This window comes from Pantoea sp. R13S299, from assembly GCF_048515925.1.
Classification (GTDB): domain Bacteria; phylum Pseudomonadota; class Gammaproteobacteria; order Enterobacterales; family Enterobacteriaceae; genus Pantoea.
The window spans coordinates 692,742-716,720 of sequence record NZ_JBLYEF010000001.1 but is presented as its reverse complement, the minus strand read 5'-3'; the positions used below and the strand labels follow the sequence as shown (position 1 = coordinate 716,720).

The window sequence follows — 23,979 nt, the reverse complement described above, 5'->3', positions numbered from 1 at the left end:
GCCTGAGTCGTAATCAATCAGTATGCGGGAGAAATTTGTTTTCTTTCAACCTCAGGACCACTTTTCTTGCATTGTTCGCCTGCCTTTGCAGCAGCCCCCACTCTCCATGGCCGAAAGGCCATTCTGAATGCCAGTAAAGCAGCAGTCATCACAGAAAAATGAAACGCTGTTTTATAAATTAGAATTCCGCCACCCTTTTCTTTGTCTGATTGCCACTTCAGCGCCAGTGCTTGCCAGATTGCGAAGGTTTAGCCACTGCGTCAGCTCTACTTTGCTAATCAGTCCGGGTGAGATGTCCGGCGTCACCAGGGATAAACCGCCATATAACATCAAGGAGCATCAGACATGCGCTCACGTAAAATTGGTCTTGGCCACTATCTGGCCTATGGTTCCGGAGATTTTCTCGGAGCGGGCACCACGGCGCTGACCGCCGCCTGGTTGCTCTATTTTTACACCACCTTTTGTGGGTTAACCCCGATTCAGGCAACGCTGATCTTCGCCGCTGCCCGCGTGCTGGATGCCGTGGTCAGCCCGCTGATGGGCTTTCTCACCGATAACTTCGGTTCAACCTGGCTGGGCAAACGCTTTGGCCGCCGCAAATTCTTTATCCTGCTCGGCATACCCTGTGTATTCAGTTATAGCCTGATGTGGGTCAGCGACATGAGTTTCTGGTGGTATCTCTGCACTTATCTGCTGTTTGATATCGTCTACACCATGATCCTGGTGCCTTATGAAACGCTGGTGCCGGAAATGACCGACGATTTCAAACAGAAGACCCGCTTCTCCGGTGCGCGTATTGGTCTGGCGCAGCTGTCGGCCATTCTGGCGGCGTTTCTGCCCGGTATTTTGCTGGGCATGCTGGGCAAAGATAATCCGGACTCCTTTTTCTACGCCAGCCTGGTGTTCTCGGTGATCTGCGCGCTGGTGCTGACGCTGGTGTGGTGCTTTACCTGGGAGCGTGATCCCAATGACTTTTCTGCTGAATCACGCCGTGCCGAGCAGGAGAAGCAGCAGCTGACGCTGATGCAAAACCTCAAGCGGCTCTATGTCGAGCTGGCCTCCACCTTACGCATCCGCATCTTCCGCCAGCACCTTGGCATGTATCTCGGCGGCTATATCGCCCAGGATGTGTTTAACGCCGTCTTTACCTGGTACGTGGTGTTTGTGCTGATGCAGAGTGCCCAGGTCGCCTCCAGCCTGATGGGTACCATGGCGGTCTTACAGTTTATTGCCGTGATGGCAATGATCCCGCTCTGCATCCGCATGGGACCTGCACCCGCCTACCGTATGGTAGCTGTGCTGTTCGGCGTCGCGGCCCTCTCCTATGCCGGGCTCTGGTACGCAGGAATGAATGACAGCATGTCGCTGCTGCTGGTGATCTCCGCCGTGGCAGGCCTGGGACGTGGCGGCATCAATTATGTGCCATGGAACACCTACACCTATATCGCCGATGTGGATGAGGTGATCACCGGTCAGCGCCGCGAAGGAATTTTTGCCGGCATCATGACCCTGACACGTAAAGCATCCCAGGCGGGTGCGGTGATGCTGGTCGGCATCGTGCTGCAGCTCTCCGGCTTTGTTTCTGGCCAGGCCACTCAGGTACCCGGTGTCAGCCACACTATTCTGGCGATTCTGAGCGTCGGAACCGTGGCCGTGCTGACCTGCGGCTTTATCGTCTCCCTGCGCTTTAAGCTGAATCTGCAGACGCACACCGTCCTGCGCCAGGAGACGCTGAAGATGCGCGAAGCGGGCCGCATCGTGCCGGAAAACATCACTCCGGAAGCGCGTGGCATTGTGGAAACGCTGGCAGGCATGCCTTACGAGAATCTGTGGGGCAACAACAACATTGGCTTCCTTAACCGCAACAAGCCTGCGCCAGCAAAACTCGCCGCGCATCCGGCTGTAACCTCTTCTTTAAACCCGACCTTAAAACGACAGGAATAAACCATGACTGTATTTCCCGTTAAACACAGCAAATTATTGTGCCAACCTGAGCATCTGCTGCCACGCAGCGAACTGGTACAGCTGATTCAAAAGCTGACACAGAATCTGGTTAACATCACCGATGAGACAGGCGAATTTCTATTGCGGCTGGACGATGGCCGGGTGATTGATACTAAAGGCTGGGCGGGTTGGGAATGGACACACGGCATTGGTCTGTATGGCATGCTGCATTACTATCAGCAAACCGCCGATCGGCAGACGCTGGCGATCATTGATGACTGGTTCACCCAGCGTCTGGCAGAAGGCACGCCGACCAAAAATGTGAATACAGCCTGTCCCTTTCTGACGCTGGCTTATCGTTACGAAGAGACCGGCAACGCTGCGCTGCGGCCGGTGCTGGAGCGCTGGGCCGAGTGGATCATGTATGAGATGCCGCGCACCGAACAGGGCGGCCTGCAGCACATTGTTTATAACAATGAGAACACGCAGCAGCTCTGGGACGATACGCTGATGATGAGCGTAATGGCGCTGGCTAAGATTGGCCAGTTGCTGAAACGTGATGAGTGGGTTGAGGAAGCGAGCTACCAGTTCCTGCTGCATACCCAGTATCTGATGGATCGCAAAACCGGCTTATGGTTCCACGGCTGGAACTTCGACGGCCGCCATAACTTTGCTGATGCACGCTGGGCGCGCGGCAACAGCTGGGTGACGATTGTCATTCCCGACTTCCTGGAGATGATGAACTGGCCTGAACATCATGCTACCCGCCGCTTCCTGCAGCAGGTACTGGAAAGCCAGGTCAAAGCACTGAAGGGCTGCCAGCACAGCAGCGGATTGTGGCACACCCTGCTTGATGATCCGAAGAGCTACCCGGAAGCCTCTGCCACCGCTGGATTTGCCTATGGCATTCTGAAAGCGGTACGTAAGCGTTATCTGCCCGTTGAGTATCTGGAGGTGGCAGAAAAAGCGCTGCGCGGCGTGATTGCCAATATTGATGAGGATGGCGAGCTGAAGCAGGTCTCCTTTGGCACCGCGATGGGCAGTAATCTGGATTACTATCGCACGGTTCCCCTGACCTCCATGCCCTACGGACAGGCGATGGCCCTGCTCTGTCTGACCGAGTATCTGCGCGTTTACCTCTGACTCCCGGCCAAAAAAAAGCCCCGCTAAGCGGGGCTTTTTCATCTCTGTCACTCATTACATGCTGCGGATGTAATCATCCATATCGGTTTTCAGGTTATCGGATTTGGTTCCGAAAATCGCCTGTACACCGGAACCGGCAACCACTACGCCACGGGCGCCGAGGTTTTTCAGTTCAGACTGATCTACTTTCGCCACATCGGCGACGCTGACACGTAAACGGGTGATACAGGCATCCAGGTTAGTGATGTTTTCTTTACCACCAAATGCGGCCACCAGTTTGCCCGCCATCTCAGTACCGGTCGCGGTAGATTGCTCGCTGCTGCTGCTCTCTTCACGGCCAGGCGTTTTCAGATCCAGTTTGGCGATCAGTACGCGGAACACGGTGTAGTAAATCAGGCCGTAGATAATACCGATAATCGGGAACAGCCAGATTTTGCTGCTGTTACCGCTCAGCACGATAAAGTCGATCAGACCGTGTGAGAAGCTGGTGCCATCACGCATTCCGAGCAGGATACAGATTGGGAATGCCAGACCGGCCAGCAGCGCATGGATCACATACAGGATTGGCGCGACGAACATGAATGAGAATTCAATCGGTTCGGTGATACCGGTCAGGAATGAGGTCAGCGCAGCAGAGATCATGATGCCGCCGACTTTGGCACGGTTTTCAGGTTTCGCAGAATGCCAGATAGCAATGGCTGCCGCTGGCAGGCCGTACATTTTGAACAGGAAGCCGCCAGAGAGTTTACCTGCGGTCGGGTCACCTGCCATGTAGCGTGGGATATCGCCGTGGAACACCTGACCTGCCGCATTGGTGTATTCACCAATCTGCATCTGGAAAGGAACGTTCCAGATGTGATGCAGACCAAATGGCACCAGTGCGCGTTCAACGACGCCATAGATACCAAAGGCTACGACCGGGTTCTGATAAGCCGCCCACTGTGAGAACTCCTGGATCGCGGCACCAACAGGTGGCCAGATAAAGGAGAGCAGCACGCCCAGTACAATCGCCGCCAGGCCAGAGATAATCGGCACAAAGCGTTTACCGGCAAAGAAGCCCAGATATTCTGGCAGCTTGATGCGGTAGAAGCGGTTGAACATGTAAGCGGCGATGGAACCGGCAATAATACCGCCCAGTACCCCGGTGTCAGCGAGGTGTTTAGCTTCGATCTCCGCCGCAGGCAGATGCAGCACCAGCGGTGCAACGACCGCCATGGTTTTCACCATGATGCCGTAGGCAACAACCGCTGCCAGCGCCGAAACGCCATCGTTATTGGTGAAGCCCAGCGCCACACCGATAGCAAAAATCAACGGCATGTTGGCGAACACCGATCCACCCGCTTCTGCCATCACATGCGAAACCACTGCAGGTAACCAGCTGAAATTGGCTGAACCGACCCCTAACAAAATACCAGCAATCGGCAGAACCGATACCGGCAGCATCAGCGATTTACCAACCTTTTGAAGGTTGGCAAAAGCATTTTTGAACATAGCGTGAAGCTCCTGAGTATGAGTGCATATTTGCGCAGTGCGCGTGGCAAAGAGGGAGGATTCTTTGCCGGGCTGGCGGTGACCGCCTTTTGATTTATTACGAAGGGTAAAATAAATCCCGGTTTGTTACTTTGACGGCTATCACGTTTCGACAATCACAGGCGCGCACTTTACGAAATTTCTGACTGATCCGCACGAGTAATCGGCGATAAAAAGCTGACCCTGTCAGAAAAAACAGGGTCATATAAGCAGGTTACAGATTAATTACAGAGGCTGAAATAAAAGCCGATCAGGCGCCCAGCTTGCTCATAGGGATATGAAACAGCGTGGAGAAGTTTTGCGTGGTGGTGGCGGCCAGGGTTTCCATATCCACACCTTTTAATACGGCCAGATATTCGGCAACATCGCGCGTATAAGCGGGCTGATTCTCTTTGCCACGATATGGCACCGGCGCCAGATAAGGTGAATCCGTCTCCACCAGCATCCGATCCAGCGGCACATAACGCGCAGCTTCGCGGAGCTGTTCGGCATTGCGGAAGGTCACAATACCGGAGAAGGAGATATAGAAGCCCATATCCAGCAGCTTCGCTGCGGTGGGTTGATCCTCAGTGAAGCAGTGCAGCACGCCGCCGCAACGCTCAACCTGCTCTTCACGCAAAATCGCCAGCGTATCTTCGCGTGCATCACGGGTGTGAACGATGATCGGTTTGTTCAGTGCGATACCCGTGCGGATGTGTTCCCTGAACGAGCGCTGCTGCTGATCTTTAGTTTCTGGCTGATAGTGATAATCCAGCCCGGTTTCACCCAGCGCCACCACCTGAGGATCGGCAGAGAGCCGGCGAAACTCTTCAACATCGTAGGCTTCTTCCTGATTCAGCGGATGCACGCCGCAGGAGAGCGCAATATTTTTCCGATCGCCAACCAGACTTTTCAGGGTATGAAAACCCGGCAGCGTGGTAGCGATGGCCAGCATAAACTTCACATCACGTGCCGCCGCTTTGGCGATCACATCATCAAGGTCACGATGGTTCTTTTCATAGTCCAGGCCATCGAGATGGCAATGGGAATCCACAATAAACATAATTACTCTCAGATAAGTTTAGCACACCTGCGCAGGCTTCTGTTTGTCAGCCCAGCTCAGGAGCTGATCGGTCAGCAATAGTTCGCGATTTACCGACGCCACATGCAGTAACTGCTCGCGACAGCGCATCCACTCCTGGGTGCTGCTGTTGAGCGCGCTGGCAGAAAAGTATCCGGCCAGCAACTGCACCACATCCTGGCGATCGATATTACTCAGCCACTGACCGGCATTTTGCTGCCATTTCATTGCATCCAGCAGTAAAGAGAGCAACCAGCCGATACGCGCTGGCGCATCGTCCGCGTTGAGCGCAGGGAGTAACTGCAGGATGTCCTGCTGCAACGCTGCGGGCAGCGCATCACAGAGCTTCTGGCGGGCCTGCCACGGCCCGTTTTCCAGCAGACTCAGCGCCGCACCGGGTGCGCCCGCACTCAGGCGCAACGCCGCCAGCAGCATCTGCTCATCGTGCGAAGACTGCTTCTTCAGCCAGAGCAGACTTTGTCCTTCGTCGGGCGGCGTCAGATGCAGCGTCATGCAGCGGCTGCGCAGCGTGGCCAGCAGACGTGAAGGATCACGGCTGCTGAGGAAGAACCAGCTGTTGGCAGGCGGCTCTTCAAGGGTTTTCAGCAGGGCGTTGGCTGCCGCTTCCGAAAGCTGGGCGGCATCCGGCAGCCAGACGACTTTCGCGCCGCCCTGCTGACCAAAGTGATACATCTTTTCCGTCACCTGGCGCACCGCATCGATGCCAAGAGTACTTTTGCCCTTCTCCGCCTCAAGGCGATACCAGTCAGGATGGGTATTAGCCTGCATCAGCTGGCAACCGTGGCACTCCCCGCAACTTTTCAGGCCATCCCGCTGCTGGCACATCAGCCAGCGGCTCATCCCCCAGACCAGCGCCTCATCGCCCATACCTGCCATCGCCTGGATCAGCAGCGCATGATGCGCGCGATTTTCCTGGTGCTGGCTAATCACCTGACGGTAAGGCTGATTCAGCCACGGATACCAGTTCATCACGCCTGCTCCGCCAGCCAGCTATCCAGCGCCGCCTGAAGTGACGCAGTCACTTCTGTCAGTGATTGGGTGGCATCAATGGTAAGGATGGTGGGATCCTCTGCGGCCAGTGCCAGATAACGCGCGCGGGTGCGTTCAAAGAAGCGTAGCGACTCCTGCTCAATGCGATCCAGCTCACCACGCGCACGGGCGCGCTGCAGACCGATGTCAGGTGTCACATCCAGATAGAGCGTCAGATCGGGGCGGAAATCCCCTAAAACGGCATCGCGCAGCGTCTGCATCAGATCGCTGTCGAGTCCACGGCCGCCGCCCTGATAAGCCTGAGAGGAAAGATCGTGACGATCACCAATCACCCAGGCCCCACGAGCCAGTGCCGGTTTGATCACGGTCTCCACCAGCTGAACCCGCGCCGCATAGAGCATCAGCAGTTCCGCTTTGTCCGTCACCTGCTCACCCTCATTCCCCTGTTTGACCAGAACCCGCAGCTGTTCTGCCAGCGGCGTGCCGCCAGGCTCGCGGGTAAAGACCAGATCGGTGATACCGCGGGCATGCAGCGTGGCGACGATGGCATCACGGGCAGTGGTCTTTCCGGCGCCTTCCAGGCCTTCAATGACGATAAACTTACTGTTCATTTTTTTCCTTCAGCGTCTGCCGGTAAACCTGCACCGCCTTGTTATGGCTGGCAAGATTGGTAGTAAACGTATGCCCGCCCTTACCGTCTGCCACAAAGTAGAGATAGTTGGTTTTCTCGGGATGCGCCGCTGCCTGCAGTGAGGCTTTGCCCGGCATGGCGATCGGGCCAGGCGGCAGACCATTGATGATGTACGTATTATACGCGCTGGCGGTCTCAAGGTCTTTGCGGGTCAGCGTGCCGTTATAGCTGTCGCCCATGCCATAGATGACGGTGGGATCGGTCTGCAACCGCATACCGGTTCGCAGGCGATTGATAAACACCGAGGCTACGCGTGCGCGCTCTTCGCTGACGCCGGTCTCTTTCTCAATGATGGAGGCCATCGTCACCAGATCCTGTGGGGTTTTATAAGGCAGATTATCCGCCCGTCCCTGCCACACCTCATCAATGGTTTTTTTCATCCGCTCATGCGCGCGCTGCAGTAGCGACATATCCGTGGTGTTTGCCGTGTAGAGATACGTGTCCGGGAAGAAGTTGCCCTCCAGTTGCTCAGGCTCCACTTTGAGTGCGCTGGCAAGGGTGGCGAATTGATCGTCTTTCAGGGTGTGGCGGATATAGGGCGCTTTACGCAACTCGCTCAGCCACTCTTTCAGCCGCTGACCTTCCACGAACCGCACCGGAAACTGCGCCTCTTTTCCGCTGGCCAGCAGCTGTAACAGCGAGCGTACGGTCATGGTCGGCTCAAGGCGATAGGTCCCCGCCTTGAAGGTCGCCAGGTCCGGCTCCAGGCGCAGTAGCGCGCCAAACCAGAAGCTATGTGGAATAATCTTTTGCTCTTCCAGCTGCGCTTCAAGCGCGACACGGCCCGTTCCGGCGGGCAGCGTGTAGATCGTTTCCTGCTTGATGGTTAACGGGGTGGCTGCAAACTGCTTAACCTGCCAGTAACTCAGCACAGCCGCGAGACCCACAATCGCCAGCAGGCCGACGAGAATTTTTTTGCTTCGAATCATGATGCATCCATTATCTTTTCACAGCTTGCCCGCAGCTGATTAAACAGCGAGCGCTCAGTAAACTGTACCGCTTCTATCTGTCGGACCGGCAGAACCGGCATCAGTGCGTTACATATCACCACTTCATCGGCGGCCAGCAGCTGCGCCGGTTCGCTTTTCACTACCTGGCAAGCCTGACCTGCGGCAGCAAGTTGCGCCATCAGACTCCGCCGCATAATGCCATCCACGCCCGACGCTGAGAGATCAGGTGTGAAAATCTGCGTGCCGTGACGCCAGAATAAATTGGCCGCACAGCATTCCACCACCCAACCTTCAGTGTCAAGCACCAGCGCCTCGTCGGCGTCTGTCTGGTCAAGATGAGCCCGGATCATCACCTGCTCCACGCGATTAAGGTGCTTGATACCGGCAAACTGGGGATTACGCGCCAGATGGATTGGGCTGATCCGAAGTGAAGCACCCCGCTGCTGTAGTTCGGCATAGTGTTGCGGCCAGGGTGCCAGTGAGACGATGCGAGTAGGTTCACCACAGCCGCGCCGGCTGTAACCCCGTCCGCCGCTGCCCGCGCTGATAATCACTTTCAGCACCGCCTGGGTTTGATCCTGCGCGGCCTGTTTCATCTCTGTCTCAAGCTGATACCAGTCGACGCCAGTGATCCATAACCGTTCACAGCCCTCTTTGAGGCGCTGGATGTGGCGTTCCAGCAGCACGATTTTACCCTGACGCACGGCGGCGGTGGTAAAACAGCCATCCCCGAACTGCAGGCCGCGATCGCGGGCGGCCAGCATCGATTGTTTTAACCCGTTAATCCACATCGTTCTCTCCTGAGCGTAACCCCTGATTTCAGCGCATTTTGCAGGATAAAAAAAGGCCCGCATCGCGGGCCTTTTTAGCAATCTACAACGATTACACTTTACGGAAGATCAACGAACCGTTGGTTCCGCCGAAACCGAAGGAGTTACACAGCGTGTACTCCAGTCCAGAAACCTGACGCGCGGTGTGAGGCACGAAGTCGAGATCACAGCCCTCATCCGGATTGTCCAGGTTAATGGTCGGTGGAACGGCCTGGTCGCGCAGTGCCAGAATCGAGTAAATCGATTCAACAGCGCCTGCGGCACCCAGTAAGTGTCCGGTCATTGATTTGGTTGAGCTGACCATTACACTGCTGGCTGCTGCCCCAAAGACCGATTTCACCGCCTGCGCTTCCGCTTTATCACCGGCTGGCGTGGAGGTACCGTGCGCGTTGACATAGCCGATCTGCTCTGGCGTAAGCTGAGCATCACGCAGCGCATTGATCATGGCCGCCGCGGCACCTGAACCATCTTCTGGTGGTGAAGTCATGTGATAGGCATCGCTGCTCATACCAAAACCTACGATTTCAGCGTAGATTTTCGCACCACGTTTCTTCGCATGTTCGTACTCTTCGAGTACCACAATGCCTGCGCCGTCACCCAGTACAAAACCGTCACGATCTTTATCCCACGGGCGGCTGGCCGCTTGCGGGTTTTCGTTACGGGTTGAGAGAGCACGTGCTGCACCAAAACCACCCACGCCTAATGGCGTACTGGCTTTCTCAGTGCCACCTGCCAGCATCACGTCAGCATCGTTATAAGCGATGATACGTGCGGCATGACCGATGTTGTGCACACCAGAGGTACAGGCTGTCGCGATAGAGATGCTTGGACCTTTCAGGCCATACATGATGCTGAGATGACCCGCCACCATGTTAACGATGGTTGAAGGCACAAAGAATGGGCTGATTTTGCGCGGGCCGCCGTTGACCAGTGAAGTATGATTTTCTTCAATCAGACCTAAACCACCGATGCCGGAGCCAATTGCTGCGCCCATACGGCCTGCATTTTCGTCGGTAATCACCAGACCACTGTCCTGCATGGCCTGCATACCGGCCACAATGCCGTACTGGATGAAGGCATCCATCTTGCGCTGATCTTTACGCGAGATGTAGTCATCACAATTAAAATCTCTTACCAGACCTGCAAAACGTGTTGCATAAGCACTGGTATCAAAATGGTCGATCAGGGTAATGCCGCTCTGACCGGCAAGGAGAGCACTCCAGGTAGACTCTACGGTATTGCCGACAGGAGACAACATGCCAAGACCAGTCACAACTACACGACGCTTAGACACGTTCGTCCTCCAGGGAGGGGAAATAGGGAACTATGTGGGACAAACAAAAAAATCAGGCGGTCGAGCGACCGCCTGAAGATATTCATTAGCCTTTATGGCTATTGATATAGTCGATCGCTGCCTGAACGGTAGTGATTTTCTCAGCTTCTTCGTCTGGAATCTCAGTATCAAACTCTTCTTCCAGAGCCATCACCAGCTCAACGGTATCAAGAGAATCGGCACCCAGGTCTTCTACGAAAGATGCAGAGTTGGTGACTTCTTCCTCTTTCACACCCAGCTGCTCACTGATGATTTTCTTAACGCGTTGTTCGATATCGCTCATACTATTTAATTTCCTATCAAAACTCGCTTACGCGATGGTTTTCGTAGTGTATAAAATGGTGAAAAAGATGCAACAAAATCCCGGCTGGTCGAACCACGATTTTGCGTTATTTTGCGGTTTTAACCGCAAATAAAGCAAATGATTTCGTGATTTATCAGACCATGTACATTCCGCCATTGACGTGCAGCGTTTCACCAGTGATGTAGGCTGCTTCGTCAGAGGCTAAAAATGCAACAGCATTGGCGATTTCCTGAGCATCGCCTAAGCGACCCGCAGGCACTTCCGCCAAAATACCGGAACGTTGATCTTCGTTCAGTGCCCGCGTCATGTCAGTCTCAATAAAGCCTGGAGCCACGACGTTGACGGTAATGCCACGTGACGCGATTTCGCGCGCCAGTGATTTGCTAAAACCAATCAAACCCGCTTTTGCTGCCGCGTAGTTTGCCTGGCCCGCATTACCCATGGTTCCAACAACGGAACCAATGGTGATGATACGGCCCACGCGCTTTTTCATCATGGCACGCAGAACCGCCTTAGAAAGGCGGAATACCGATGTGAGGTTGGTATCGAGGATATCCGCCCACTCATCGTCCTTCATGCGCATGAGGAGATTATCACGCGTAATGCCTGCATTATTGACTAAAATATCCACTTCGCCAAATTCAGCGCGAATATTCTCTAAAACAGTGCTGATTGAGTCAGCGTCAGTCACGTTCAGTAACAGGCCTTTGCCCTTGTCGCCAAGGTAAGCACTGATGGCGTCGGCGCCACTCTGGCTGGTTGCAGTTCCGACCACTTTAGCACCACGTGCCGCCAGGGTTTCTGCAATCGCACGACCAATGCCGCGACTCGCGCCGGTAACCAGCGCAACTTTACCTTCAAAGCTCATGATTTTCCTCTTATTCCTTACCGAGTGCAGCCGTCAGGGATGCAGTATCGTTAACGGCAGCCGCTGTGAGGCTATCGACAATACGTTTCGTCAGTCCGGTCAGGACTTTACCTGGACCCATCTCCAGCAGTTGCGTCACACCCTGTGCTGCCATCGCTTCCACGCTCTCGGTCCAGCGAACCGGGCTGTAGAGCTGACGAACCAGCGCATGACGGATAGCCGCAGCGTCGGTTTCAGCTTTCACATCGACGTTGTTGATCACCGGCACCGCAGGGGCATTAAACGTAATGCTTTCAAGCGCAACCGCCAGTTTATCGGCAGCAGGCTTCATCAGTGCGCAGTGAGAAGGCACGCTGACCGGCAGTGGCAGGGCACGCTTAGCGCCCGCAGCTTTACAGGCAGCGCCTGCACGCTCAACGGCTTCTTTGTTACCCGCAATGACCACCTGGCCTGGCGAGTTGAAGTTAACCGGTGAGACAACCTGGCCCTGCGCGCTTTCTTCACAGGCTTTGCGAATAGCCGCGTCATCCAGGCCAATAATCGCCTGCATCGCGCCGGTGCCTTCGGGCACCGCTTCCTGCATCAGTTTGCCGCGCAGTTCTACCAGCTTCACTGCATCAGCAAAGTTAAGCACACCGGCGCAAACCAGCGCTGAATATTCACCCAGGCTGTGACCGGCCATCAGGACAGGCTGTTCGCCGCCCTGCTGCTGCCAGACACGGTAGATGGCCACTGAGGCGGCTAACAGCGCAGGCTGAGTCTGCCAGGTTTTGTTCAGCTCTTCAGCCGGACCCTGACTGACTAACTGCCACAGATCATATCCCAGCGCATCAGAGGCTTCACGGAAGGTCTCTTCCACCAACGGATAAGTCGCGGCTAATTCAGTCAGCATGCCCACGGTCTGTGAACCCTGACCGGGAAAAACAAATGCAATTTGCGTCATCTTTCGTTCCTGTCAATCAAAAGCGAACCAGCGCAGAACCCCAGGTGAATCCACCACCAAAGGCTTCCAGCAAAATAAGGTGTCCGGGTTTGATGCGGCCATCACGAACCGCTTCATCCAGTGCGCTTGGCACCGATGCGGCAGAGGTATTGCCATGACGATCCAGCGTGACGACCACTTTATCCATGGTCATGCCGAGTTTTTTCGCGGTGGCACTGATGATGCGCAGGTTAGCCTGATGCGGCACCAGCCAGTCCAGCATTTCGCGATCGAGATTATTAGCCTGCAGCGTTTCATCAACGATGTGAGCCAGCTCGGTGACGGCGACCTTGAAGACTTCGTTGCCTGCCATGGTGACATAGGCAGGCTGATCCTGATGGGCACGATCCTGATAAGGCAGCGTCAGCAACTGGGCGTAGCGACCATCAGCATGAAGATGGGTAGAGATAATCCCCTGCTCTTCGCTTTGACCCAGCACAACCGCACCAGCGCCATCACCAAACAGGATAATAGTGCCGCGATCTTCCGGATCGAGTGCGCGCGCGAGGACATCAGCGCCAATCACCAGAGCATGCTTAACCGCGCCATTTTTGATGTATTGATCGGCCACGCTCAGAGCATAGGTGAAACCTGCACAGGCGGCAGCGAGGTCAAACGCTGCGCAGTCTTTGATCTCCAGCATTTGCTGGATCATGCAGGCGGAGCTTGGGAAGGCATGGCTGGAAGAGGTTGTGGCGACAATAATCAGCCCAATCTCGTTCGCGTCAATGCCAGCCATTTCAAGGGCGCGTTGCGCCGCGCTGAATCCCATGGTGGCGACGGTTTCGTCAGGCGCTGCAATGCGGCGCTCACGGATGCCGGTACGGGTAACAATCCACTCGTCCGACGTCTCCACCATTTTTTCCAGATCGGCATTGGTGCGAACCTGGCTGGGCAGATAACTGCCCGTACCGATAATTTTGGTATACATCTAGGCTTTGTCACTCCTGGCTAATACAGCATCAAGGCGCGCAGCAATTCGCTCGGGAATTTGCTGCCTCACCGCCTGCTCTGCCTGTTCTATCGCCACGGCGAAGGCGTGTTGATTTGCTGCGCCGTGACTCTTGATCACTGTTCCGCGCAATCCTAACAGACAAGCGCCATTGTATTGGTCAGGGTTGAGTTGCCCGAAGCGCTTCGCCAGACGTTTCTGGATTAAGCGTCCCAGCAACGTCAGCCACCATGACCGTTTTTTACCTTCCCCTGATGACTTCAGCAGAGAAAGAAACATTCTTACCACGCCTTCCATGGTCTTCAGCGTGACGTTTCCGACAAAACCGTCACAGACCATCACATCCGTTTTACCGGTGAGCAGCTCGTTACCTTCGAGGTAACCAATATAGTTGATTTGCGGTGATTCTCGCAGCACTACCGCGGCGTCGCGGATGGTTTCCAGCCCTTTGGTCTCTTCATGACCAATATTGAGCAACGCGACACGGGGCCGTGGAATACCAAGCACGTGCTCAGCCATCACCGACCCCATCACAGCAAACTGCACCAGCATCGCACTGTCTGAGTCAACATTCGCGCCCAGATCCAGCACCACGGTTTTACCCTGCTGCTGATGCGGTAAAACAGACATCAGCGCCGGACGTTTAATCCCATCCAGCGGTTTTAATAAGAGTGTCGACAGCCCCATCAGCGCACCGGTATTCCCGGCGCTGATGCAGGCCTGAGCACGTCCCTCTTTGACCATCTCCAGCGCCACACGCATCGAGCTGCCGCGACTGTTCCGGATGGCCTGAGCGGGCCGCGCATCACTTGCAATAACCGATTCGGCAGGGATAACCTGCAAACGCCCCGTCAGGGAGGAATCCGCTTTGGCAAGCAATGGCGTGAGGGTGTCGGGATGTCCGACCAGAAGAAGGAATAGCTCCGAATGAGAGGCCAGTGCCTGCAATGCTGCAGGCACTGTCACGCAGGGACCGAAGTCCCCGCCCATGGCATCAATCGCCAGGGTCAAACGTGTCAAGGTATCGCCTTGCTAAGCAAGAAACTTACTTAACGATAACCTTGCGACCGCGGTAGTAACCGTCCGCAGTGATGTGGTGACGCAGATGAGTTTCGCCAGAAACTTTATCTACTGACAGTGCAGCAGTGGTCAGCGCATCGTGCGAACGACGCATACCACGCTTAGAACGGGTGGGTTTATTCTGTTGTACGGCCATGGACCTTACTCCTATTACTTACGCTTTAAACTGGCTAATACGGCAAATGGATTTGGTTTCTCCGCCTCAGGAGGCAGTTTGCCAAAGACCATGTCCGCCTCGGACACTTCACAGTGTTCAGAATCGTGCACCGGAACGACCGGCAGCGCGAGAATCAGTTCATCCTCGACAACCGCCAGCAAATCGATCTCACCAAACTCGTTGACATCGACCGGCTCGTACGCTTCCGGTAATGCCTCGGCCTGCTCTTCAGAAGAGACAGGGCTGAAGCAGTAACTCACTTTTACGTGATGGGGAAAGGTCTGGTTGCAGCGCTGGCAACGCAACGTCACGTGTACTTCAGCAGTACCCGTCAGTACCGCCAGACGTTGGTTATCAACCGCAAACGACATGGCACAATCCACATCACTGTCCACACTAACGACCGACTCGGCCACACGCTCCACCTGTACAGATGTGTAGACACCCTGATAATCAAGGCGCTTCTGAGCGGTGCGGACAGGGTCCAGCGTTAGGGGTAATTTTACCTTTTGCATAGGGCGCGCATATTAACTTTGTAATGTCATAGAGTCAAAGAAAAAGGCCGTTAAACAGCATCTTTCAACCACTATTCGCATCCAGTGCGGCGCACAGTTTAAAATGACTGTCACCAATTCGCTATCACTATTGAAAAAAAATGACACCATCGATTCTTTTAGCCTCAACTTCGCCCTTCCGACAGGCCTTACTACACAAACTGGGCGTGCCTTTTATTACCGCCGCGCCTGAGGTGGACGAGTCACCGCAGCCCGGTGAAAATGCCGAAGCGCTGGTGACTCGCCTTGCCGCGGCAAAAGCGCAGGCGCTGGCAAAAACGCATCCTGGTCACTGGATTATCGGCTCGGATCAGGTCTGCGTGCTCGACGGCCAGATTACCGGTAAACCTCATACAGCTGAGAATGCGCGGGCACAGTTGCGTGCCGCCAGCGGTAAGGCCATTACTTTTTATACCGGTCTGGCCCTTTTCCATCCGGACAGTAACCAACTGCTGCGCTGCTGTGAGCCCTTTGTGGTTCATTTCCGCACGCTAACGGACGCTGAAATCGCCGGGTATGTGGAAAAGGAGCAGCCATTGCAGTGTGCGGGCAGTTTTAAAAGTGAAGGGCTGGGGATTTGTCTGTTTGATCGGCTGGAAGGTCGCGATCCTAATACGCTGGTCGGACTGCCGCTGATTGCGCTGAATGAGATGTTGCACAAAGTCGGCATCAATCCTTTAACGGACTGATGCCGGAAGGCGATTAGGCTTTCATCTGACGCAGTTTATTCAGGCACTGCTGCAGCCCATTATCCAGTGGCGCTTCGACCCGCATCACTTCACCGGTACCAGGATGGGTAAAGGTCAGCGCCGCTGCATGCAGGAACAGGCGTTTTAAACCGGTTGACGCCAGCTGACTGTCAAAGTCACGTTCACCATAGCGATCGTCGAAGGCGATGGGATGACCAGCATGCAGCGTATGCACACGAATCTGGTGAGTACGTCCGGTGACCGGACTCGCTTTCACCAGCGTGGCAAACTCAAACCGCTCTTCCACTTTAAAGCGGGTTTCCGACGCTTTACCTTCGCTGCTGACGCGCACGATGCGCTCACCGCTCTGCAGGATATTTTTCAGCAGCGGTGCCTGAACCACTTTCAGGTGTGACGGCCAGTTGCCGCGCACCAGGGCCAGATAATCTTTCTGCATCCCCTTCTCACGCAGTTGCTCATGCAGGGAACGCAGCGCCGAGCGCTTTTTAGCGACCAGCAGAATGCCGGATGTGTCACGATCCAGGCGATGCACCAGCTCCAGGAAGCGCGCTTCAGGTCGCAGGGCACGTAATCCTTCAATGACGCCGAAGCTGAGTCCGCTACCGCCATGTACTGCGGTGCCGGAAGGCTTGTTCATTACCAGCAGCGACTCATCTTCAAAGAGGATGGCATCGGCCAGTGAGGCGACTTTCGCCAGTTTGGGAGAAACAGCGTCTTCGTCGCGTTCCGCTACCCGAACCGGCGGAATGCGCACCTCATCGCCCTCTTCCAGCTTGTACTCTGGCTTAACGCGTTTCTTATTCACCCGCACCTCGCCTTTGCGTACGATGCGATAAATCATGCTCTTTGGCACACCCTTGAGTTGGGTGCGCAAAAAGTTATCAATACGTTGTCCGGCATTTTCAGCCGTGATGGCGACAAAATGTACGCCGGGATTCTCTGTTTTCATGGCGGCGATTCTAAATAGTGTCCCCTGATAGCGCCACCCCTTTTTCTGTGCTTAACTCAGGAGTTGATGTGACGGCAGGTCGCCTCTCTGCTGGCTTTTTCAGCAAAGTGCTGCTTTGTCCGACACATTAGCGCTTTAAATGTAAAGAAACTTCACAAGCTGGCTAAAGTCGCCTTGCTATATGAAGGTTAGCAATGGAATAATGTTTGAGTTTCTTACCTGAAGCATTTCAGGGCAGAAAACGAGCGAAATTGTCATTTTGCCGGATTGAGCAGACACGCAGCAATGGCGTAAGACGTAATGCGAAATCAGGCACTTAGCGGGCTGCGGGTTGCGGCCTGGACAACAGTATGGGATGCACGGGTTTTCTTTATTCTCTCAGGCATTTCCACTATCTGGTGCTGTTTTCCCTTATGAAAAACAGGCCACCGACGTTATTTGCGCCCCTCGCGCGGTCGATAACCGTGAGGTTGACGACATTGCACTAAGTCACGGGGCCATCGGTTGATACTCGTCCAGGGTAACTATGCCCGCAGCTGTAATCACTCATGAAAGAATAACGAGTAAGTCACGATGAAAAGAATGTTAATAAACGCAACTCAGCAGGAGGAGTTGCGCGTTGCCCTGGTTGACGGTCAGCGTCTGTACGATCTGGATATTGAAAGTCCTGGACACGAACAGAAGAAAGCCAACATCTACAAAGGTAAAATCACTCGCATTGAACCCAGCCTTGAAGCTGCGTTTGTCGATTACGGCGCAGAGCGTCACGGTTTCCTCCCTTTAAAAGAAATCTCCCGCGAATACTTCCCTTCAAGCTACAACGCGCATGGTCGTCCGAATATTAAAGACGTGCTGCGTGAAGGACAGGAAGTTATTGTTCAGATCGATAAAGAAGAACGCGGCAATAAAGGCGCGGCGCTGACAACCTTTATCTCTCTGGCGGGCAGCTATCTGGTACTGATGCCGAACAACCCACGTGCAGGCGGTATCTCCCGCCGCATCGAAGGTGACGATCGTACCGAACTGAAAGAAGCGCTGTCGGCGCTGGATCTGCCGGAAGGCATGGGCCTGATTGTCCGCACCGCGGGCGTCGGCAAATCCGCCGAATCGCTGCAGTGGGATTTAAGCTTCCGTCTTAAGCACTGGGAAGCGATCAAGAAAGCCGCTGAGAACCGCCCTGCTCCGTTCCTGATCCATCAGGAAAGCAACGTGATCGTGCGTGCCTTCCGCGATTATCTGCGTCAGGACATCGGTGAAATCCTTATCGATAACCCGAAAGTTCTGGAACTGGCGCGTCAGCACATCGCTGCGCTGGGCCGTCCGGACTTCAGCAGCAAAATTAAGCTCTACACCGGTGAAATCCCGCTGTTCAGCCACTATCAGATCGAATCGCAAATCGAATCCGCTTTCCAGCGTGAAGTCCGCCTGCCTTCCGGTGGCTCGATTGTGATCGACAGTACCGAAGCGCTGACCGCTATCGATATCAACTCAGCACGCGCAACGCGCGGCGGTGACATCGAAGAGACAGCCTTCAACACTAACCTTGAAGCGGCCGATGAGATTGCCCGTCAGCTGCGCCTGCGTGACCTGGGCGGCCTGATCGTTATCGATTACATCGATATGACGCCGGTACGCCATCAGCGCGCGGTTGAAAACCGTCTGCGTGAAGCTGTCCGTCAGGACCGCGCCCGCATTCAGATCAGCCACATTTCACGTTTCGGCCTGCTGGAGATGTCCCGTCAGCGCCTGAGCCCGTCATTAGGTGAATCCAGTCATCACGTCTGCCCACGCTGTAGCGGTACCGGCACCATTCGTGATAACGAGTCACTGGCGCTGTCCATTCTGCGTCTGATTGAAGAAGAAGCGCTGAAAGACAACACCAAAGAAGTTCACGCCATTGTTCCGGTTCAGGTTGCCTCTTACCTGCTGAACGAAAAACGTGAAGCGGTGAGCGCGATTGAAAAACGCCAGGGTGGCGTGCGGGCGATCATCGTTCCTGATGACAAGATGCAGACCCCACACTATTCCGTGCTGCGTGTGCGCAATGGCGAAGAGACGCAGACCCTGAGCTATCATCTGCCGAAGCTGCATGAAGCCGAAATGGCGATGCCGTCTGATGAGGAACATGCTGAGCGCCGTCGTCCAGAGCAGCCTGCTCTGGCCGCCTTTGTGATGCCTGATGCCCCTCCGGCCCCGGTCGAAGTTGAGCCAGAAGCGCAGCGCGCTGAAGTTCAGCCGGCAGCAAAAGCCGCCCCAACTGTGGCTGCACCGGCTACCGTCAGCACCGGTTTCTTCGGACGTCTGCTTGGCGGCCTGAAGAAAATGTTCGCAGGTGATGACGCCCCTGCCGCCACACCAGTAGCTGCTGAGGTTGCTGAACCGCAGAAAGCATCTGAAAGCGAGCAGGAAAGCAACAACGGCCGTGGCGAGCGCCGCAGCAACAATAACAACCGTCGCAATAACAATCGTCGTGAGCGTACGCCGCGTAACGGTGATAACGCCCAGTCGCGTGAAGGCCGTGAACCACGAGAAAGTCGTGAGCCGCGTGAAAGCCGTGAACCGCGCGAAAGCCGCGAGCCACGTGAAAATCGCGAGCCGCGCGATGGCAATAACAACCGTCGTAACAAGCGTGAGTCTCAGCCAGGTGAAGTGCGCGAAGAGCGTCCGGTACTGAGCGAAGAAGCGCGCCAGCAGCGTGATGAGCAGCAGCAACAACGCCGTGAACAGCGTGCAGAGCGTCAGCGTCGTCGTCAGGAAGAGAAACGCGCCGGTGAAGAAGCCGCCAAAGTGGCTGAGCAGCCGGAAGTGGTCGCTGAAGTTCCGGACGTGGTCGAGGTGCAGGATGATGAGCGCGTGCAGGTTATGCCGCGTCGTAAGCCGCGTCAGCTGTACCAGAAGGTACGTGTTGATGATAACCGTCCACCTATGCCAGCCGAAGCCAGCGACTTTGCCCAGCCTGCTGAAGTGCGTCAGTCTCAGCCTGTTGAAGTTGCACAGCCGCAGCCTGAGTTCCAGGCGCAGCAGAGTGACGAGCAGGATGACAACGACAATCGTGATAACGCCAATATGCCGCGTCGCTCACGTCGTTCGCCGCGCCATCTGCGCGTCAGCGGACAGCGTCGTCGTCGTTACCGTGATGAGCGTTACCCGACTCAGTCAGCCATGCCTCTGGCGGCTGCCGCTGCCTCACCAGAGATGGCATCCGGTAAAGTCTGGATTCGCTATCCGGTGAGTCAGGCCAGCGAAGAGCAGGTTCAGAATGTGACGCACGAGACACCAGCGTACAACGCGGAAAAGACAGCAGAGGCCACCCGTGCGCTGCCAGTTGCTGCCGCCGTTGAATCTGCTGCTCAGGAAGCATCCGTGCAACACACCGAACCGCAGGCAGAAACGCCCGTGCCGGTCGTTAACACTGATGATACCCGTGCTATCGACGCCCCGGTTGACGAGCAGCCTTCTGTTGTTCCGGCTGCCGATGAAGCGAAAGCAGAAGCGGTGGCGGCTGAAGCCGTGCCTGCTGAGCCCGTCGCTGAAGCGCCAGTTGTGACCCCTGCCGTTGAGACTGTTCAGCCTGCAGAGGTTGCACAGCCTGCGGTTGAGACTGCACAGCCTGCAGAGGTTGCGGAGCAGTCAGCTACCGATGTCAGCGAAGAGATCGCAGCTGAAGTTGAAGAAGTGCTGAAAGCGCCGGTCGCAGCAGAAGCTGAAACTGCGCCAGTCACTGAACCTCATGCACCGGTTGCCGCACGTGATATCGCGCCTGCAGCACCAGTGACTGCGGCCGAGCCTGTTGCAGCTGTGCCAGATGATGGTACACGCTGGAAGCACTTTGCTTCTGCGCCGATGACTAAAGCGCCTGCGCCAGTCTGGCAGTCACAACCTGCTCCGCAGAGTGACTGGGTACGTGCACCGTATGAGTTCGACGGTCGCGGTTCTGCAGGTGGTCATAGCGCCACCCATCAGGCCACTGCCCCGGCGACCAAGCCGTAACGCATAAGCTGTTGTGAACTGAACCCCGGCCTCTGAGCCGGGGTTTTTTATGGCTGCGATTCTGCCTGTCAGCCGCGTTAAATCAATTCGCTTTTAATGCCTGCTGTTCCTGCCAGCGGCTGAATTGCAGGCAAAAAAATCCCACCCTCCTTTAGCGGGAGGGTGGGAAAAAGTAAGCGCATCCGGTTAAAGTACGCTCAAAATTTCTTGTCAGACTACGAATTCATCTGGAACAGCGACATCTTGGACATATCAGTAAAGGTCTTGTAAGACGCCTGAAGTGCCGTCTGCTTCATGGTGTAGCTGGAAGCGGCTTCCGTTAAATCCACGTTAACCAGGTCACTCATCTGCGAGTTATAGATCACACTGCGATCATCGCCCTGGGCATTCAGCGTATCGATCTCTGAAAGCTGAGTACCAATCTCAGAACGCACCGTTAAAACATTATTCAGCGAGTTACCCAGGCCACGGTTGGTTTTATCCATCGCATCCTGGAAAGTCTGTTTGGTTGCGGCGTCAGCACCCTCCTGTGGCACTTTCAGTGCCGCAATGGCGCTATCCAGCATCTTAAATACATTGGTTTCGCTGGCGCTGCCATCCGGCTCTTTTTTGGCATTGCCGGAGATCGCCATAAAGATATTGTCACCGGTATGACCCACGGTCATGGTCCGGCTGGTGTCGACCTTCTGGGTGATCGCATCGGTGCCGCCTGCGTAACTTACGCCGGTGCCTGCCGTATCTACAAATGGCGCACTGTCGGTTTTATAACCGGCAAAAATATAGCGGCCATTGGCATCCTGACTGTTTGCCTGGTTCAGCAACTGGGCGCGAATACCCTCCAGCTGTGTGGCAATCGATCCACGGTCACTATCGCTCAGGGTACCGGTTGAACCGTTGACGATCAGTCCCTGCGCAGCAATGACCCCATCGGTGACGCCTTTCAGCGTATTCTCTTCCAGTGACAGGCCCTGCTCGGCAAAGGTACGCGCCAGCTCATACTGTTTGCCCTGCTGCTGGGTTTGTGACAACACCACAGCACGGGACGCAGCAATCGGATCGTCCGAAGGATTATTAACACGGCGGCCGCTGGAGAGCTCCTCGCCTGATTTCAGCCAGGAGGCCTGTGAGTCAGTGATGCCACGCACCTGCTGCTCAAAAATCATATTTGTACTGATTCGCATGTTATCTCCTGCCCTTAGCGAATATTGATCAATGCATTAAACACGGTGCTGGCAGTCTGCAGCACCTGCGCATTGGCCATGTAATATTGCTGATATTTAGTCAGGTTGGCGTACTCCTCATCGAGGTTTACGCCTGAGACCGATTGCTGGCGTTCGGTCAGCTGACTGACCACGCTTTTCTGAGTATCGCTGGTGGTTGCCAGTGAACTGGTTTTGTTACCGACGCTGCTGACAATGGTGGCGTAAGCCTGTGACAGCGTAGCGTTGCCGCCGACCAGCTTCGCGTCCTGCAGACTCAACAGTTTTTGCGCATTGCGGTTATCACTTTCACCGCCAACGGCACCTGCTGCGGCCACCTGAGATTCATTGGTGATCGCGACGGACATGTCGTTAACCACGTTCTGCACCGGCTTCACCAGGAAGCTATCTTTGGCAGCGGGTGCAGGCGTACCGGCGACAGTCAGCTTCAGGCCATCAAAGCTCAGCGTGGTGTTGCCACTGGCATCGGTACCCGGCGTGATGGTCACGGCGGTGCTGTCCGAAGCACGGGTGGCGCTCCAGTTAGTACCGTCAAAGCTGACGTTATAGTTTGTGGCTTTAAGCGCGCTGGTATCGGTCCACTCAGCGGTGACGGATGCGGCGGTGCTGTTTTTACTGTTGCTCACCACCAGCGGGCTGCCGATATTGAAGAAATCGACGCCCTGATTGCCGTTGCTGTCAAAGCCCTGCTTGTGGACATCGTTAAAGCTGGTCGTAAACGCCGCCGCTAACTGACCCAACTGGTTCTGAGCCAGATCCAGATCCTGAGTACGGAATGCAAGCAGACCGCCCAGTGAACCGGTGGTGATCAATTTTTCCGGGATCTCGACGTTGCCCGCCTGCTTATCGACATAGCCGATAGTGGTGCGTGTCGGATCGCTGCTGGAAGGCATCGCAACCAGATCGTGAGATTTGTCGCCGTTTACCAGCGTCAGGCCATTCGCCATCGCGACCGTGTAGCCGCCATCCTGCTGCGATACCGTGACACCCACCACGTTATTCAGGGTATTCACCAGCTGATCGCGCTTATCGAGCAGATCGTTAGGTGTGGCACCGTTAGCGGTACTCAGTTTGCCAATCTGCTTGTTAAGATCGGCGATCTGGCTGGTAATCGTGTTGACCTGCTTGATGCTGGAACCAACGTCCGCATTGACGCTGTTCTGCATATTGTTCAGGTATTGCGCCGAGGTCTGGAACTGGCTGACCAGACCCTGTGCATTGCTGAGCATGGACTGACGCGCTGACGGATCGTTGGCGTTGCTGACCACGTTCTGCAGGTTAGTAAAGAAGCCCTGCAGCGAAGTAGACAGGCTGGTCGTCGACGTCGACAACAGGTCGTCAATGTTAGAAATCTGGCTGTGCTGAGTGTTTACTGCGCTGTAGTTCGCACTGGAACCGCGTAACTGCGTGGCAATAAATGCATCATATTCACGTTGTACACCGGTGATATTCACGCCGTTACCATAATAGCTATTGCCCTGCAGGGTACTGTTCGCCTGCGCCAGTACCGTGGTCTGACGTGAATAGCCCGCCACGGTGTAATTGGAAATGTTGTTACTGGTGGTGCTCAGAGCGGCCTGCGCGGCACTCAATCCGCTCATCGCGGAGTTAATTATGCTGGACATCTCGGTTCCTTACGTTCCCCGTCAACCGGGCTGGCAGACATCAAAGTGGGCGCCAGCAGGCGAAAACGCTTCTGGCTATAGGGATGTTATCGGCTT

At 55.3% G+C, this 23,979-nt stretch carries 21 protein-coding genes; 4 read left to right on the top strand and 17 right to left on the bottom strand.

Annotation, left to right across the window (positions count from 1 at the left end; genetic code table 11):
• The first annotated feature begins 345 nt into the window (after nt 1–345).
• Together ACN1CO_RS03585 and ACN1CO_RS03580 are read left to right on the top strand one after the other, a co-directional pair.
• Complete coding sequence (locus ACN1CO_RS03585) at nt 346–1,944, top strand: MFS transporter (RefSeq protein ID WP_419137727.1); 1,599 nt, start codon at nt 346–348, stop codon at nt 1,942–1,944.
• A gap of 3 nt (nt 1,945–1,947) precedes the next feature.
• Complete coding sequence (locus tag ACN1CO_RS03580) at nt 1,948–3,087, top strand: glycoside hydrolase family 88/105 protein (protein WP_419137725.1); 1,140 nt, start codon at nt 1,948–1,950, stop codon at nt 3,085–3,087.
• Between the two features lie 54 nt (nt 3,088–3,141).
• Here the strand turns inward: ACN1CO_RS03580 and ptsG are convergent, their stop codons facing one another.
• The 14 genes from ptsG to yceD all read right to left on the bottom strand — a co-directional run bounded on the left by ptsG (nt 3,142) and on the right by yceD (nt 15,350).
• Nucleotides 3,142–4,578 carry a PTS glucose transporter subunit IIBC gene (ptsG, locus tag ACN1CO_RS03575; RefSeq protein WP_283545692.1) on the bottom strand — a complete coding sequence of 479 codons (1,437 nt, stop codon included), beginning with the start codon at nt 4,576–4,578 and terminating at the stop codon, nt 3,142–3,144.
• A gap of 289 nt (nt 4,579–4,867) precedes the next feature.
• Entirely contained in the window at nt 4,868–5,659 is a 792-nt protein-coding gene (locus ACN1CO_RS03570; RefSeq protein WP_419137723.1) for a metal-dependent hydrolase, read from the bottom strand.
• Nucleotides 5,660–5,677: 18 nt separating this feature from the next.
• Complete coding sequence (gene holB, locus ACN1CO_RS03565) at nt 5,678–6,667, bottom strand: DNA polymerase III subunit delta' (RefSeq protein WP_419137721.1); 990 nt, start codon at nt 6,665–6,667, stop codon at nt 5,678–5,680.
• Nucleotides 6,667–7,299, bottom strand: coding sequence for a dTMP kinase (gene tmk / locus ACN1CO_RS03560; RefSeq protein ID WP_419137719.1), 633 nt, complete (start codon nt 7,297–7,299; stop codon nt 6,667–6,669). The genes holB and tmk overlap by 1 nt, the downstream gene beginning before the upstream one ends.
• Nucleotides 7,289–8,308: a cell division protein YceG gene (gene yceG / locus ACN1CO_RS03555; RefSeq protein ID WP_419137717.1), complete on the bottom strand. Its 1,020-nt coding sequence runs from the start codon at nt 8,306–8,308 to the stop codon at nt 7,289–7,291. The genes tmk and yceG overlap by 11 nt, the downstream gene beginning before the upstream one ends.
• Complete coding sequence (pabC, locus tag ACN1CO_RS03550; RefSeq protein ID WP_419137715.1) at nt 8,305–9,120, bottom strand: aminodeoxychorismate lyase; 816 nt, start codon at nt 9,118–9,120, stop codon at nt 8,305–8,307. The genes yceG and pabC overlap by 4 nt, the downstream gene beginning before the upstream one ends.
• 91 nt (nt 9,121–9,211) lie before the next feature.
• A complete protein-coding gene (gene fabF, locus ACN1CO_RS03545) occupies nt 9,212–10,453 on the bottom strand; it encodes a beta-ketoacyl-ACP synthase II (RefSeq protein ID WP_419137713.1) in 1,242 nt (413 codons plus the stop codon).
• A gap of 85 nt (nt 10,454–10,538) precedes the next feature.
• On the bottom strand, nt 10,539–10,775 hold the full coding sequence (gene acpP / locus ACN1CO_RS03540) for an acyl carrier protein (protein ID WP_003849865.1): 237 nt from the start codon (nt 10,773–10,775) through the stop codon (nt 10,539–10,541).
• Nucleotides 10,776–10,929: 154 nt separating this feature from the next.
• The gene (gene fabG, locus ACN1CO_RS03535; protein ID WP_419137710.1) at nt 10,930–11,664 is read right to left on the bottom strand and encodes a 3-oxoacyl-ACP reductase FabG; all 735 of its coding nucleotides are present in this window, start codon (nt 11,662–11,664) and stop codon (nt 10,930–10,932) included.
• Between the two features lie 10 nt (nt 11,665–11,674).
• Nucleotides 11,675–12,607 carry an ACP S-malonyltransferase gene (fabD, locus tag ACN1CO_RS03530; RefSeq protein WP_419137708.1) on the bottom strand — a complete coding sequence of 311 codons (933 nt, stop codon included), beginning with the start codon at nt 12,605–12,607 and terminating at the stop codon, nt 11,675–11,677.
• Nucleotides 12,608–12,623: 16 nt separating this feature from the next.
• Complete coding sequence (locus tag ACN1CO_RS03525) at nt 12,624–13,577, bottom strand: beta-ketoacyl-ACP synthase III (RefSeq protein WP_090962220.1); 954 nt, start codon at nt 13,575–13,577, stop codon at nt 12,624–12,626.
• A complete protein-coding gene (gene plsX / locus ACN1CO_RS03520) occupies nt 13,578–14,618 on the bottom strand; it encodes a phosphate acyltransferase PlsX (protein ID WP_419137705.1) in 1,041 nt (346 codons plus the stop codon).
• Between the two features lie 25 nt (nt 14,619–14,643).
• On the bottom strand, nt 14,644–14,814 hold the full coding sequence (gene rpmF / locus ACN1CO_RS03515; RefSeq protein ID WP_003849870.1) for a 50S ribosomal protein L32: 171 nt from the start codon (nt 14,812–14,814) through the stop codon (nt 14,644–14,646).
• 14 nt (nt 14,815–14,828) lie between these two features.
• Complete coding sequence (yceD, locus tag ACN1CO_RS03510) at nt 14,829–15,350, bottom strand: 23S rRNA accumulation protein YceD (protein ID WP_283545701.1); 522 nt, start codon at nt 15,348–15,350, stop codon at nt 14,829–14,831.
• A gap of 140 nt (nt 15,351–15,490) precedes the next feature.
• Here yceD and ACN1CO_RS03505 point away from each other — a divergent pair, with 140 nt between their 5' ends.
• Nucleotides 15,491–16,078, top strand: coding sequence for a Maf family protein (locus ACN1CO_RS03505; protein ID WP_419137701.1), 588 nt, complete (start codon nt 15,491–15,493; stop codon nt 16,076–16,078).
• Between the two features lie 13 nt (nt 16,079–16,091).
• On the opposite strand, the gene rluC is transcribed toward ACN1CO_RS03505, so the two are convergent.
• Nucleotides 16,092–17,048, bottom strand: a complete 957-nt coding sequence (gene rluC / locus ACN1CO_RS03500) for a 23S rRNA pseudouridine(955/2504/2580) synthase RluC (RefSeq protein ID WP_419137699.1) — start codon at nt 17,046–17,048, stop codon at nt 16,092–16,094.
• A 573-nt stretch (nt 17,049–17,621) separates the two neighbouring features.
• Between rluC and rne the strand changes: the two genes are divergently transcribed.
• Nucleotides 17,622–21,038, top strand: a complete 3,417-nt coding sequence (rne, locus tag ACN1CO_RS03495; protein ID WP_419137697.1) for a ribonuclease E — start codon at nt 17,622–17,624, stop codon at nt 21,036–21,038.
• 215 nt (nt 21,039–21,253) lie between these two features.
• Here the strand turns inward: rne and flgL are convergent, their stop codons facing one another.
• On the bottom strand, nt 21,254–22,219 hold the full coding sequence (gene flgL / locus ACN1CO_RS03490; protein WP_419137695.1) for a flagellar hook-associated protein FlgL: 966 nt from the start codon (nt 22,217–22,219) through the stop codon (nt 21,254–21,256).
• Nucleotides 22,220–22,233: 14 nt separating this feature from the next.
• On the bottom strand, nt 22,234–23,883 hold the full coding sequence (flgK, locus tag ACN1CO_RS03485) for a flagellar hook-associated protein FlgK (protein WP_419137693.1): 1,650 nt from the start codon (nt 23,881–23,883) through the stop codon (nt 22,234–22,236).
• Nucleotides 23,884–23,979 lie beyond the last annotated feature (96 nt).

Excerpts from the sequence above, each read along its gene's own strand:
- ACN1CO_RS03585 (WP_419137727.1), top strand. The coding sequence starts at position 346 with ATGCGCTCACGTAAAATTGGTCTTGGCCACTATCTGGCCTATGGTTCC.
- ACN1CO_RS03580 (WP_419137725.1), top strand. The coding sequence starts at position 1,948 with ATGACTGTATTTCCCGTTAAACACAGCAAATTATTGTGCCAACCTGAG.
- ptsG (WP_283545692.1), bottom strand. The coding sequence starts at position 4,578 with ATGTTCAAAAATGCTTTTGCCAACCTTCAAAAGGTTGGTAAATCGCTG.
- ACN1CO_RS03570 (WP_419137723.1), bottom strand. The coding sequence starts at position 5,659 with ATGTTTATTGTGGATTCCCATTGCCATCTCGATGGCCTGGACTATGAA.
- holB (WP_419137721.1), bottom strand. The coding sequence starts at position 6,667 with ATGAACTGGTATCCGTGGCTGAATCAGCCTTACCGTCAGGTGATTAGC.
- tmk (WP_419137719.1), bottom strand. The coding sequence starts at position 7,299 with ATGAACAGTAAGTTTATCGTCATTGAAGGCCTGGAAGGCGCCGGAAAG.
- yceG (WP_419137717.1), bottom strand. The coding sequence starts at position 8,308 with ATGATTCGAAGCAAAAAAATTCTCGTCGGCCTGCTGGCGATTGTGGGT.
- pabC (WP_419137715.1), bottom strand. The coding sequence starts at position 9,120 with ATGTGGATTAACGGGTTAAAACAATCGATGCTGGCCGCCCGCGATCGC.
- acpP (WP_003849865.1), bottom strand. The coding sequence starts at position 10,775 with ATGAGCGATATCGAACAACGCGTTAAGAAAATCATCAGTGAGCAGCTG.
- fabG (WP_419137710.1), bottom strand. The coding sequence starts at position 11,664 with ATGAGCTTTGAAGGTAAAGTTGCGCTGGTTACCGGCGCGAGTCGCGGC.
- fabD (WP_419137708.1), bottom strand. The coding sequence starts at position 12,607 with ATGACGCAAATTGCATTTGTTTTTCCCGGTCAGGGTTCACAGACCGTG.
- ACN1CO_RS03525 (WP_090962220.1), bottom strand. The coding sequence starts at position 13,577 with ATGTATACCAAAATTATCGGTACGGGCAGTTATCTGCCCAGCCAGGTT.
- rpmF (WP_003849870.1), bottom strand. The coding sequence starts at position 14,814 with ATGGCCGTACAACAGAATAAACCCACCCGTTCTAAGCGTGGTATGCGT.
- yceD (WP_283545701.1), bottom strand. The coding sequence starts at position 15,350 with ATGCAAAAGGTAAAATTACCCCTAACGCTGGACCCTGTCCGCACCGCT.
- ACN1CO_RS03505 (WP_419137701.1), top strand. The coding sequence starts at position 15,491 with ATGACACCATCGATTCTTTTAGCCTCAACTTCGCCCTTCCGACAGGCC.
- rluC (WP_419137699.1), bottom strand. The coding sequence starts at position 17,048 with ATGAAAACAGAGAATCCCGGCGTACATTTTGTCGCCATCACGGCTGAA.
- rne (WP_419137697.1), top strand. The coding sequence starts at position 17,622 with ATGAAAAGAATGTTAATAAACGCAACTCAGCAGGAGGAGTTGCGCGTT.
- flgL (WP_419137695.1), bottom strand. The coding sequence starts at position 22,219 with ATGCGAATCAGTACAAATATGATTTTTGAGCAGCAGGTGCGTGGCATC.
- flgK (WP_419137693.1), bottom strand. The coding sequence starts at position 23,883 with ATGTCCAGCATAATTAACTCCGCGATGAGCGGATTGAGTGCCGCGCAG.